The sequence below is a fragment of the Shinella yambaruensis genome (assembly GCF_022899355.1).
GTDB lineage: Bacteria > Pseudomonadota > Alphaproteobacteria > Rhizobiales > Rhizobiaceae > Shinella > Shinella yambaruensis.
Window position 1 is genome coordinate 138404 of sequence record NZ_JALJCK010000002.1, and the last position, 11964, is coordinate 150367.

Sequence of the window (11964 nt, forward strand, 5' to 3'; positions counted from 1 at the left end):
TGTCCGGCGACCGGACATGGTTAGTGATTGTGCCGCGGCGGCGTCTGGGCGATCCCGCGGAAATCGGCCGCGCCGTCGATGACCGCGCCGTCCGAGAGCTGGGTGACGGTCCTGCGGTAGATCCGCTGCCAGGGCGTCGCGTCGGCCGGCACCGGCGGAATGCCGTCCCCCTTGCGCCGTTCGATCTCCGCCGCCTCCACCAGCATGTCGCACCGCCCCTGCGTGAGGTCGATGCGGATGACGTCGCCGGTGCGCAGGAAGGCGAGACCGCCGCCGGCGGCGCTTTCCGGCGAGGCGTTGAGGATCGACGGGCTGTCCGCCGTACCGGACTGGCGCCCGTCGCCGATCGTCGGCAGGCTGGTGATGCCGCGCTTGAGCAGATGGTCCGGCGGCTGCATGTTGACCACCTCGGCCGAGCCCGGCCAGCCGAGCGGCCCCGCGCCGCGGATGACGAGGATGGTGCGCTCGTTGATGCCGAGCGCCGGATCGTTGATGCGCCTGTGGTAGTCCTCCGAGCCGTCGAAGACGACCGCCCTCCCCTCGAAGATGCCCTCGCGGCCCGGCTCGCTCAGGTAGCGCGCGCGGAATTCCTGCGAGATGACCGAGGTCTTCATGATGGCGAAGTCGAAGAGATTGCCCTTCAGGACCAGGAAGCCCGCCCGCTCCCTCAGCGGTTCGCCATAGGGGCGGATGACCTCGCGGTCGCTGGCCGCGCGCCCCTCGAGGTTTTCCGCCATGCTGCGCCCTGTCACGGTCGGACAGTCGCCGTCGAGCTTTCCCGCATCGAGCAGCTCGCGCATGATCGCCGGCACGCCGCCGGCCCGGTGGAAGCGTTCGCCGAGGAAACGGCCGGCCGGCTGCACGTCGGCAAGCAGCGGAATGTCGTAGCCGTGCACCTGCCAGTCCTCGGGCTCCAGCTCCACGCCGGCATGTTTCGCCATCGCCATCAGATGCGGCTGGGCGTTGGTCGAGCCGCCGATGGCCGAGTTGACGCGGATCGCGTTGAGGAAGGCCTTCCGCGTCAGGATCGACGAGGGGCGGATGTCCTCCAGCACCAGCTCCACCGCGCGCCGGCCGGTGCGATAGGCCATCTGGCCGCGTTCGCGGTACGCGGCGGGGATGGCCGCGCAGCCGGTCAGCGACATGCCGAGCGCCTCGGCGAGCGCGTTCATCGTCGAGGCGGTGCCCATCGTGTTGCAATGGCCGATGGAGGGTGCCGAGTCCATTGCCGACTGCAGGAATTCCTCCTCGTCGATCGTGCCGGCGGCGAGCTTGCGGCGCGCGCGCCAGATCACCGTGCCGGAGCCGACGAGGTCGCCCTCGTGCCAGCCGTCGAGCATCGGCCCGCCCGAGAGCACGATCGCGGGAATATCGACCGTGGAGGCGGCCATCAGCGCCGAGGGCGTGGTCTTGTCGCAGCCCGTCGTCAGGACGACGCCGTCGAGCGGGTAGCCGTAGAGGATCTCGACGAGGCCGAGATAGGCGAGGTTGCGGTCGAGCGCCGCCGTCGGCCGCTTGCAGTTCTCGAAGATCGGATGGGTCGGGAACTCGATCGGGATGCCGCCCGCATCGCGGATGCCGTCGCGTACGCGCCGGGCGAGCTCGACATGGTGACGGTTGCAGGGGGTCAGGTCGCTGCCGCTCTGGGCGATGCCGATCACCGGCTTGCCGGACCGCAGCTCCTCCGGCGTGATGCCGTAGTTCATGAAGCGCTCGAGATAGAGTGCCGCCATGTCGACATGCTCGCGGTTGTCGAACCAGTCCTGAGAGCGTAGCCGCCGTTTGCCCGTCTTTTCGTCCGTCATGAAATGAACCTCGTCAAGAATATCGAGCCGCACTCTTCCACCGCCGTCTCGTGCAATCAACCGGCCGGCGATGCAGTGCGTTGCTTTATGCAGCTATCAACATTGCTGACTGGATCGGCCGGGCGGAATGTGTCACAGCCCTTCCATCTCAGTTCCCGGGTTACCGTCATGACCGACATCACCGCCTCCTCCCCCGCCACGGGCACCGCCCGCCTCGGCGTGCTGCTGATGCTGCTCGGCATGGTGATGTTCTCGCTGAACGACGTGCTCGGCAAATGGCTCGTCGCGACCTATTCCGTCGGCCAGCTCATGCTGATCCGCAGCCTCGCCGCGATGGTGGTGCTCGCGCCGTTCTTCTGGAAGGTCGGCTGGCGCCGGCTGGTCGACGTGGAGCGGCCGAAGCTGCATCTCCTGCGGTCCGGCCTCTTCGCCTTCGAGGCCTCCGGCTTCTACTTCGCCGTCGCCTACATGCCGCTTGCCGACGCCATGACCTACTGGCTCGCCGCGCCGATCTACGTCGCCGCCATGTCGCCGCTTCTGCTCGGCGAGAAGGTGGGCTGGCGGCGCTGGACGGCGATCATCGTCGGCTTCGTCGGCGTGGTGATCGCGCTCGAGCCGTCGAAGGACACGTTCACCCTGCCGGCCCTCATCGCGCTTGCCGGCAGCCTCGCCTTCAGCTTCGCCATGGTGCTCGGCCGCACGCTGCGCGCGGCGCCGGACACGACGCTGGTCTTCTGGCAGGTGGCGGGCGCGGCGATCTTCGCCGGCGTCTGGTGCCTTGCCGATCCGGCCGGCTGGGCGCCGGTCAGCGGCGTCGATTTCGGCCTCCTCAGCCTGCTCGGCATCGTGGCGATGAGCGCGCACATGCTGGTCAACCGCTCGCTGAAGCTGGCGGATGCGGCGACCGTCGTGCCGCTGCAATATTCGCTGCTGCTCTGGGCCGTCATCTTCGGCTGGATGTTCTTCGGCGACGCGCCGCGCCCGGCCATGCTGGTCGGCGCCGGCTTCATCGTCGCCTCGGGACTCTTCATCTTCTTCCGCGAGCAGCATCTGAAGCGCCGCGGCCGCGCCTGAGCGGCCGGCCCGTCACAGCGGCAGTTCCGTGGTGTATTTCACGCTCTTCAGCGCGAAATGCGAGGAGGAGTTCGCCACCGCCTCATGCGTCAGGATCGCCTGCATCAGCAATTGTTCGTAGTCGCGCACGTCCTTGACCACGACGCGGATCAGGTAATCCCACTCGCCGGACATGGAATAGCATTCCAGCACCTCCTCATGGGTCTGCACGAAGCGCTCGAAATCGCGCCGAGCCCCCGGATCGTGCGATTTCATGCGCACCTGGCAGAAGACGTTGAGGCCGCGGCCGATGCGGTCTGGATCGAGCAGCCGCACGGTCGGGCCGAGCACGCCGGCTTCCTCCAGCGCCTTGATGCGCCGCCAGCAGGAGGCGCTGGAGGCGCCCACCTGTTCGGCGAGCGCCGCATGGCTGATGTCGCCTCGTCGCTGCAGCACCTTCAGGATCTTCTTGTCGATGGCGTCAAGCTGAATGGAACTCATCGGAAATCCCATGAATGTGATGGGTATGTTTCATTTCTATCGCAAAGAACCGCCTGTTTGAAACGATTTTTCGGCTGAAGCGGCCTATACTTTCCACCACTGTATATCTGCGGGAGGAAACCATGGCGCAGGTCGCACTCAAAACCGTCGTCAGGTCCGCTGCCAGGAATGCGCCGGACGATACCGTCGACTGGAAGCGCATCGCCTATCTGGTGCATCTGTCGCGCGCGCTGGACGAGATGGAGGAAACCCGTCTCGTGCCGGAAAAGAAGGTGCTCTACCAGTTTTCCGCGCGCGGCCACGACATGGCGCAGATCATGCTCGGCTGTCTCTTGACCGACCGGCATGACGCGACCTGCGGCTATTACCGCTCCCGTCCGCTGCTGCTTTCGCTCGGCGTCGATCCCGCGGATGCGCTCGGTTCCGCCATGGGCCGTGCCGGCGGCTATTCCGACGGGCGCGACATCGGCGTCGTCTTCAACCATCCGAACCGCGACGGCGCCTCCGCCCTGCCGATGTGCGGCGGCGTCGGGGCGCAGTATACGCCGACGGCGGGCTGGGCGCAGGCGGTGAAATATTATGCCGAGACGCTGGGCAAGGCGGACTACGAACGGAGCATCGCCGTGGTGCTCGGCGGTGACGGCTCGGTCGCCTCGAACGGCTTCTGGTCGGCGCTGACCATCGCCACCACGCAGACCCTGCCGATGCTGTTCTACATCGAGGACAACGGCTACGGCATCTCCGTTCCCTCGACGATCCAGACGCCCGGCGGCAATATCGCGGCCAACCTGTCCGGCTGGCAGAACCTGACGATCTTCGAGGGCGACGGCACCGATCCGGCCACTGCCGCCCGGCTGACCGCCGCTGCGGTCGAGCATGTGCGCGAGGCGCGTGCGCCGGCGCTGCTGCGCCTTACCGTGCCGCGCCTTCAGGGCCACAGTTTCCAGGATACGCAGGCCTACAAGAGCGAGGCGGTCGTGCGCAGCGAATGGGCGCGGGACCCGCTGCCGCGCCTGAAGGACTATATCGTGCCGGCCGTGCTCAGCGAGGCGGAATGGGAGGCGGCCGATGCGGATGCAAGAAAGGCGGCGGAAACCGCGCGCATTGCCGCCGAGGCCCGCCCGGCGGCCGTTCCCGAGACGGTGACGCGGCATGTCTTCTTCGAGGGCGACGTGCAGGTGATGGGCGGGCAGGTGCGCCATGGCTACACCCCGCCGCAAACCACCACGGTGGCGGCATCGGAAGGCCAGCGCATCAACATGGTCACCGCCATCCGCCGCACGCTCGACCACGAGCTTTCGATCAACGAGCGCGTCGTGCTGTTCGGCGAGGATATCGGCCCCAAGGGGGGCGTGCATGCGGTCACGCTCGGCCTCCAGGAAAAGTTCGGCCGCGCGCGGGTGTTCGATACGTCGCTCTCGGAGGAAGGCATCGTCGGCCGGGCGGTGGGCATGGCGCTGGCGGGGCTGATGCCGGTGCCGGAAATCCAGTTCCGCAAATATGCCGAGCCTGCCACCGAGCAGATCAACGATTGCGGCACGATCCGCTGGCGCACCAACAACCGCTTTGCCGCGCCGATGGTGCTGCGCATGCCCGGCGGCTATTTCAAATGCGGCGACCCCTGGCACAGCCAGACGAACGAGGTGGCCTTCGTGCACCAGCCCGGCTGGAAGGTGGCCGTCCCCTCCAATGCCGCCGATGCGGTCGGGCTGCTGCGCACCGGCCTTCGCGGCAACGATCCGGTGATCTTCTTCGAGCACCGCGCCATGCTGGATCATGCCTGGGCGCGGCGGCCCTATCCGGGCGACGATTTCGCGTTGCCCTTCGGCAAGGCGAGTTTCACGCGCCGCGGCGAGGCGATCACGCTTGTCACCTGGGGCGCCATGGTGCATCGCTGCGAGGACGCGGCGGAGGGTGTTTCCGCCGATGTCATCGACCTGCGCACCCTGATGCCTTGGGACAGGGAGGCGGTGCTGTCCTCCGTCCGGCGCACGCGCCGCTGCCTCATCGTGCACGAGGATCTCGGCACCGCCGGCTTCGGCGCGGAGATCGCCGCCGTCGTTGCCGACGAGGCCTTCATGGATCTCGATGCGCCCGTCTCGCGGCTGACGATGCCCGACATTCCGAGCCCGCACAATCCGGTCCTGCTCGACTGGGCGGTGCCCTCGGCGGGGCGGATCCGGGCCAAGATCGATGCCCTGCTGGAGTTCTGAACGATGGCGGGGGTGATGATCGACGTTCTCGCGCCTGTCGAGCAGGAGGGCACCAAGGCGGTCGTGCGCAACTGGCTGAAGGCGGTGGGCGAGAGGGTGGCGCCCGACGATCCGCTCGTGGAGCTCGAAACCGACAAGGTGACGCAGGAGATCCCCGCCCCCGTCGCCGGCATCCTCAGCGAGATCCTGATGCAGGGCGGCGAAAAGGCCGAACCCGGCGCCGTGCTCGGCCGGATCCGGCAGGAAGAGGCTGCGGCCTCCGAGCCCGTTGTCGCTGCCGCCCGGCCGGAACCCGGAAGAATGCCGGCGGCCGCGGACCATTATTCACCGGCCGTGCGGCGCGCGGCGGAGGAATACGGCATCGACCCCGCGACGGTAGACGGCTCCGGCAAGGGCGGGCGGGTGACGCGGGCCGACATGGATGCCGCGCACGAGGCGGCGCGCGGGGCGCGGCCTTCGCCGGAGCCCGTCACGCCATCCAGGCCGGAGACGACGCCTGTCGAAGGAGGCTCGCGGGCGATCCGGCATTCGCCGATGCGGCTTGCCATCGCCGAACACATGCAGATGTCCGTCTCGACCGCGCCGCATGTCACGGCGGTGTTCGAGGCGGATTTCACCGCCGTCATGCGGCACCGCGAGATGAACCGGCAGGCCTTCGCCGCGTCCGGCGTGCCGCTCTCCTACACCGCCTATATCGTCTCGGCCTGCGTGGCGGCGATGAAGGCGGTGCCGGAGGCCAACAGCCGCTGGTTCGATGACCGCCTTGAGGTGTTCGACGACGTCAATATCGGCATCGGCACGGCGCTCGGCAATGACGGGCTGGTGGTGCCCGTCATCCGCGCGGCGCAGGACCTTTCGCTTTCAGGCATCGCGGCGCGCTTGCAGGACCTCACGGCCCGCGCCCGGGCGAAGACGCTGACGCCGGCCGACATGCGCGGCGGCACCTTCACTATCTCCAACCACGGTGTCTCCGGCTCGCTTCTCGCCACGCCCATCATCATCAACCAGCCGCAATCGGCGATCCTCGGCGTCGGCAAGCTGGAAAAGCGCGTGGTGGTGCGCGAGGTCGACGGCGTCGATACGATCCAGATCCGGCCCATGGCCTATGTCTCGCTGACCATCGACCACCGCGCGCTCGACGGCCACCAGACCAATACATGGCTCACCCGCTTCGTCGCGGCGCTGGAAGGCTGGCCGCAATGAATGTTTCCGGCGACTATGACGTGCTGGTGATCGGCGGCGGTCCCGGCGGCTATGCCTGTGCGATCCGTGCCGCGCAACTCGGCCTGAAGGCGGCCTGCGTCGAGGCGCGGCCGACGCTCGGCGGCACCTGCCTCAATGTCGGTTGCATTCCCTCCAAGACGCTGCTGCATGCGACGCATCTGCTGGAGCTCGCCCGCGATGGCCATATGGCCGGCTTCGGCATCGACACCGGGCCGGTTTCCATCGACCTCGCACGGCTGATGGCGCGCAAGGAGGCGACCGTCGCCTCGCTGGCGGGCGGCATCGATTTCCTGTTCCGCAAGAACGGCGTCGCCCGCCTGCCGGGGCGGGCGCGCCTTGCCGGGCCGGGGCGCGTCGATATCGACGGCAGGATGTTCGCCGCGAAGGCGATCGTCATTGCCACGGGCTCGCTGCCGGCGGCGCTGGCCGGCGTGCCGGTAGACAACCACGCCGGGGTCGTGGTCGATTCGTCCGGCGCGCTGTCCCTCCCCCGCATACCCGAACGGCTCGCCGTCATCGGCGGCGGGGTGATCGGTCTCGAACTGGGCTCGGTCTGGCGGCGTCTTGGCGCTCAAGTGACGGTCGTGGAAGTAGGCGACGGCATCCTGCCCGGCATGGATGCCGATATCCGCGCGACGATGACGCAGCTCCTGGCGCGCCAGGGCATGACGATCCTCGCCTCGACCGCCGTTGCCGGTGCCGATATCCGCAAGGATGGCGCCACGTTGCAGCTGAAGGGGGCGGACGGCAAGGCGTCGGCGCTGGCGGCCGACGTCGTGCTGGTCGCCACGGGGCGGCGGCCGAACACGGGCGGTCTCGGGCTGGAAACGGTCGGTATCACCCCGGATGCGGGCGGTTTCATACCGGTCGATGGGCAGGGGCGGACGGGAGCGGACGGGATCCACGCGATCGGCGACGTGACGCGCGGGCCCATGCTGGCCCACCGGGCGGAGGACGAGGGCATCGCCGTCGCCGAGCGGCTCGCCGGCCGGCCCGGCTTGGTCAATCCCGCCATCGTCCCGGTGGTCGTCTACACCGATCCGGAGGTGGCTTCCGTCGGACGGACCGAGCAGATGCTGACGGCGGAGGGGATCGCCTATCGCGCTTCGACCTTCCCGATGAGCGCCAACAGCCGGGCAAAGGCGAACGGCGGCACGGAGGGGTTCGTCAAGCTGCTGGCGGAGGAGGCGAGCGGCGTCGTGCTCGGCGCCCATATGGTCGGGGCGATGGCCGGCACGATGATCGCCGAGGTCGCCCAGGCGATGGAGTTCGGCGCGACGGCGGAGGATATCGCCTATACCTGCCACGCCCACCCGACGCACAGCGAGGCGGTCAAGGAGGCCGCCCTCGGCTTTTTCGGGGCGGCCATTCATCGCTGAGCGACGGCGCGGTCCTTGCCGAAAGCGTGCGGCGGCACGGCGAAATTTTCGGGAGGCGATCGCCTTGGTTCGTGATACCGTACGGTCCGCCGACGGGATCGTCGCGTGAAAATCAATCTATACAATCTCTATAGAATGTGATCTTTTTGACCGGTTAAGCCTGTGCGCCCTGAAACGCCAATCCGCGAGGAGCAGACGACATGGGTATGATTTCATCAGCGCTCGACCGTCCGTCGCGAACCGCCGCCGTCATCGGCAGCGAAGACGAGGCGTTGACCGTTGCCGGCACGATTGCCGGCATTTTCGCGAACGGGGATGCGGCGCAGACGGCGCAGGCCCGTCTCGATCTCCTCTCCCGTTCCGGCCTGTTCGGCATCTCCGTGCCAACCGAGCACGGCGGCATCGACGTTTCCAACACCGTGCTGGCGGATGTCTGTGCGGCCGCCGCCGCGCAGTCGGCAACGCTGGCCGATATCCTGGCCGCCCACTTCGTGGCGCTGGAGCAGCTGCGCAGCTACGGCACGGACGGCCACCACTCCGTGGTGTTTTCCGCCGCCCTTGCCGGCGCCCGGCTCTGCCGGGCGACAGCCCGGCGCAACGGGCAGGATGCCGACGCCCTGCCGCTTGCCGCAAGCGGCCTTGCCTGGCGTCTGAGCGGCGAAGCGCTCTGTACGCCCTGCACCCGCCATGCGGACTGGCTGCTCGTGCCGGCGCGCAGCGACGGCGGCCGGATGGCGGGCGTCCTGCTGGCGACGCGCATCGAGGGCCTGCACTATGTCGCCAACAGTTGCGAGCCGGTGGACAGGGCCGCGCCCTCCGCCGAGCACGTTCTCTTCAAGGACGTTGCCGTCGATGCGGACGCGGTGCTGCATCCGCCCGTCGAGGCGGCGGTGCCGCAGTCGCTCGAGCTTCTTCTCGAAGCCGCCCGGCAGCTCGGCGGCGGCCGGCGTGCATTCGAGCGCCGGCTGGCCTCAGACCACGACGATGCCCGCGATATCGGGCTGCTGTCCGCCCGTCTCGCGGCCGCGCAGGCCATGATGGCCGAAGCCGGCCGCGCCATCGACGCGGCCCAGATCGGCCTTGCGGACCAGCACCGGACGAACGCCTTCCTCGCCGCCACCGCCGCCCTCGCCGTGGCGCACGAGGCCGCGGGCCATGTGCGCATGGCCGCGGACCGGAACGCGCAGCCGGCGGACTTGCCGCCGTCTCTGGCCGCGGCCCTGCGGGAAAGCGGCCGGCTGCGGCGCCAGGGGCACCCGCATCCGCCGGAGCAGGAAGGCTGAGGCGCGTTGCGGAGCGGCGTGCGGCGGTTTTGCAGCAGCCCTCCGTGTGCTTGCGGCTCTCATGAATCGCGAGACGTCCATTGCCTGTGGAGGGAAAGCGTTGCCCCATCCGCTTCTTCCCTGAGGGAGAAGGTGCCGGCAGGCGGATGAGGGGGATGGCGAAGGCGCAAAGGCTCTATCCGAGCCACCCCCTCATCCGACCCTTCGGGCCACCTTCTCCCCGCGGGGGAGAAGGAGAGAACGGCAACGTCGAACGCCATATGCGATTGCCCTCATGGATCGAGGGGCGGAGCCGGCGCGATACGAAGGTTATCGTTTCGGTATCGTCTGAATGGGCGCCCGATGGCTTGGCACGATCTGGCGGAGGTTCACCGTCGATGCGAGCGCCGCGAGGACAGAGTTCCCCGCCCTGCCACTGCAGCCCGGTCCGGTCGTGGACGGTGAAAGCGCGCGGTTTATCCGACGCGCTTTTCCAGCTCTTCCTCTTCGATCATCGCGCTGGCACCGGGCACGGCGACGAACTGTTCGAGGGTCATCGTGTCGAGGATGGCGGCGATGGCGTCGCGCACGTCGGTCATGGCGCGGCGGACCTGACAGGCTTCCGGATCGGCGCAGTCCTCGCAGGCTTCATAGGCCGTGCGGCTCGCGCAGCGGATCGGCGCCAGGGGACCGTCGAGCACGCGGATGGCGTGGCCGATGCGGATCTCCGACGCGGGATGCGAGAGCGAATAGCCGCCGCCCGGCCCCTTCTTGGAGCGAAGCATGCCGGCATTGCGCAGTTCCAGGAGGATCGTGTCGAGGAACTTCTTCGGAATGTTGTTGCGAAGCGCGATCTCGCTGACGAAAGCGGTTTGGCCAGGCGCCAGCCGGGCCAGGTCCACCAGGGCCTTCAGTCCATATTTTCCCTTTTTCGTCAGCATGTCGGCCTGCTTTCCATCAGCATATGTGCATCACCGGATATGCCCGGCTGCGCGAACGCGCATCGCGTCCCGCTCGGTTTCCGTCCGTCGTCCTCGGGAAGATCGATCGGTTCACCCATGACGGGTGATTCTGGCTCATTCTTGGCACCGAAGTGCGAAAAACATATAAAAACAATGTAATTTATTTATCAGCGTTACGGCAAGGAAATTGGGTATTTTTGCCAAGCGCTTATGCGGTTTTTCCGCCCGGGCGTGCCCATTTGGCACCATTTTTTGCTTCGATGGGCCTTTTCCGCCCGTCCTTCGTTTTGCGGAGCCTTGCGCTGACTTTCGGCGGGCATGCGACTCGTTTCAATCACACTGCCGGAAAACGCAAAACCAATCGCAAAGACGCCGCCAAATTGAGGCGAATATTTCTCTACTAAATTTATTGAATATATAGCCTTGAATCATCGGCCCGCGGCAGATCCCGGGCGACGGATTTTTGAGGAGAGACCCATGAGCACGACCCGCAGAACCCTGCTTGCCGCGACGGCCGCCCTTGCCCTTGCCGCATCCTTCACCACCGCTTTTGCCGAGGAGGTGACGCTGAACATCGGCTACCAGCCGATCGTAGAGCCCTCCCGCGTGCCGCAGGCCGACGGCACCTACGAGAAGGTGACGGGCGCCAAGATCAACTGGCAGAAATTCGACGGCGGCGCCGACGTGATCGCCGCCATCGCGTCGGGCTCGCTGGATATCGGCTATGTCGGCTCCTCGCCGCTGGCCGCCGCCTCCAGCCGCGAGCTGCCGATCGAGACGATCTTCGTCGTCGGCCTCATCAGCGAGGCCGAGGCGCTTGCCGTGAAATCCATCGAGAAGCCGGAGGATCTTGCCGGTAAGAAGATCGCGACGCCTTTCGTCTCCACCGCGCATTACAGCCTGCTGACGGCGCTGAAGCACTGGAAGGTCGATCCCAAGTCGGTGGAAATCCTCAACCTGCGTCCGCCGGAAATCGCGGCCGCCTGGGAACGCGGCGACATCGACGGCGCCTATGTCTGGGATCCGGTGCTGGCGCAGCTGAAGAAGAGCGGCACGGTGCTCGCCACCTCGGCGGACGTCGCCGAATGGGGCGGCCCGACCTTCGACGCCTGGATCGTCAGCAAGACATTCGCCGAGGCGCATCCGGATGTCGTGACGGCCTTCGTGAAAGTGACGGGCGATGCGACGGCGGCCTATCGCGCCAATCCCGAGGCCTGGAACGCCACCTCGCCGGAAGCAGAGAAGATTGCGCGCCTGACCGGGGCCAAGCAGGACGAGGTGCCGGCGCTCCTCAAGGGCTACATCTTCCCGACGCTGGAAGAGCAAGCCGGCGAGGCGCTGCTCGGCGGCGGCACGGTGAAGGCCGTGGCCGATACGTCGGCCTTCCTGCTGGAGCAGGGCAAGATCCCGGCCGCGCTCTCCGACTACACGCCCTACGTCTCCACCCGCTGGGTGACGGACGCGACGAAGCTCGCCTACTGATCGGGCGAAACAATCCTGCGGCGGAAGGGCCCGGCAGCGTGATCCGCGCTGTCGGGCCATTGCCCGACAGAGCAATTCCAGCA

General features: G+C 67.5%; 9 protein-coding genes. 6 read left to right on the top strand and 3 right to left on the bottom strand.

Annotation, left to right across the window (positions count from 1 at the left end):
• Positions 1–20: 20 nt before the first annotated feature.
• On the bottom strand, positions 21–1805 hold the full coding sequence (locus tag MUU56_RS04590) for an IlvD/Edd family dehydratase (RefSeq protein ID WP_244766136.1): 1785 nt from the start codon (positions 1803–1805) through the stop codon (positions 21–23).
• A gap of 168 nt (positions 1806–1973) precedes the next feature.
• Here MUU56_RS04590 and MUU56_RS04595 point away from each other — a divergent pair, with 168 nt between their 5' ends.
• Positions 1974–2879 carry a DMT family transporter gene (locus MUU56_RS04595; protein WP_244766137.1) on the top strand — a complete coding sequence of 302 codons (906 nt, stop codon included), beginning with the start codon at positions 1974–1976 and terminating at the stop codon, positions 2877–2879.
• A gap of 12 nt (positions 2880–2891) precedes the next feature.
• Here the strand turns inward: MUU56_RS04595 and MUU56_RS04600 are convergent, their stop codons facing one another.
• Positions 2892–3359 (bottom strand): Lrp/AsnC family transcriptional regulator, encoded by a 468-nt coding sequence (locus MUU56_RS04600; protein ID WP_244766138.1) that lies wholly within the window; start codon positions 3357–3359, stop codon positions 2892–2894.
• A 122-nt stretch (positions 3360–3481) separates the two neighbouring features.
• Here MUU56_RS04600 and MUU56_RS04605 point away from each other — a divergent pair, with 122 nt between their 5' ends.
• The 4 genes from MUU56_RS04605 to MUU56_RS04620 all read left to right on the top strand — a co-directional run bounded on the left by MUU56_RS04605 (position 3482) and on the right by MUU56_RS04620 (position 9458).
• Positions 3482–5572 carry a transketolase C-terminal domain-containing protein gene (locus MUU56_RS04605; protein ID WP_244766139.1) on the top strand — a complete coding sequence of 697 codons (2091 nt, stop codon included), beginning with the start codon at positions 3482–3484 and terminating at the stop codon, positions 5570–5572.
• Between the two features lie 15 nt (positions 5573–5587).
• Entirely contained in the window at positions 5588–6775 is a 1188-nt protein-coding gene (locus MUU56_RS04610) for a dihydrolipoamide acetyltransferase family protein (RefSeq protein ID WP_244766140.1), read from the top strand.
• Positions 6772–8175 carry a dihydrolipoyl dehydrogenase gene (gene lpdA, locus MUU56_RS04615; protein WP_244766141.1) on the top strand — a complete coding sequence of 468 codons (1404 nt, stop codon included), beginning with the start codon at positions 6772–6774 and terminating at the stop codon, positions 8173–8175. The genes MUU56_RS04610 and lpdA overlap by 4 nt, the downstream gene beginning before the upstream one ends.
• 200 nt (positions 8176–8375) lie before the next feature.
• Positions 8376–9458 carry an acyl-CoA dehydrogenase family protein gene (locus MUU56_RS04620; RefSeq protein ID WP_244766142.1) on the top strand — a complete coding sequence of 361 codons (1083 nt, stop codon included), beginning with the start codon at positions 8376–8378 and terminating at the stop codon, positions 9456–9458.
• 455 nt (positions 9459–9913) lie between these two features.
• On the opposite strand, the gene MUU56_RS04625 is transcribed toward MUU56_RS04620, so the two are convergent.
• Positions 9914–10378 carry an RrF2 family transcriptional regulator gene (locus MUU56_RS04625; protein WP_244766143.1) on the bottom strand — a complete coding sequence of 155 codons (465 nt, stop codon included), beginning with the start codon at positions 10376–10378 and terminating at the stop codon, positions 9914–9916.
• A gap of 498 nt (positions 10379–10876) precedes the next feature.
• On the opposite strand from MUU56_RS04625, the gene tauA reads away from it, so the two are divergent.
• The gene (tauA, locus tag MUU56_RS04630) at positions 10877–11881 is read left to right on the top strand and encodes a taurine ABC transporter substrate-binding protein (RefSeq protein WP_244766144.1); all 1005 of its coding nucleotides are present in this window, start codon (positions 10877–10879) and stop codon (positions 11879–11881) included.
• Positions 11882–11964 lie beyond the last annotated feature (83 nt).

Bases quoted from the DNA above. Each gene is read 5' to 3' on its own strand.
- MUU56_RS04590 (WP_244766136.1), bottom strand. From the start codon at position 1,805: ATGACGGACGAAAAGACGGGCAAACGGCGGCTACGCTCTCAGGACTGG.
- MUU56_RS04595 (WP_244766137.1), top strand. From the start codon at position 1,974: ATGACCGACATCACCGCCTCCTCCCCCGCCACGGGCACCGCCCGCCTC.
- MUU56_RS04600 (WP_244766138.1), bottom strand. From the start codon at position 3,359: ATGAGTTCCATTCAGCTTGACGCCATCGACAAGAAGATCCTGAAGGTG.
- MUU56_RS04605 (WP_244766139.1), top strand. From the start codon at position 3,482: ATGGCGCAGGTCGCACTCAAAACCGTCGTCAGGTCCGCTGCCAGGAAT.
- MUU56_RS04610 (WP_244766140.1), top strand. From the start codon at position 5,588: ATGATCGACGTTCTCGCGCCTGTCGAGCAGGAGGGCACCAAGGCGGTC.
- lpdA (WP_244766141.1), top strand. From the start codon at position 6,772: ATGAATGTTTCCGGCGACTATGACGTGCTGGTGATCGGCGGCGGTCCC.
- MUU56_RS04620 (WP_244766142.1), top strand. From the start codon at position 8,376: ATGGGTATGATTTCATCAGCGCTCGACCGTCCGTCGCGAACCGCCGCC.
- MUU56_RS04625 (WP_244766143.1), bottom strand. From the start codon at position 10,378: ATGCTGACGAAAAAGGGAAAATATGGACTGAAGGCCCTGGTGGACCTG.
- tauA (WP_244766144.1), top strand. From the start codon at position 10,877: ATGAGCACGACCCGCAGAACCCTGCTTGCCGCGACGGCCGCCCTTGCC.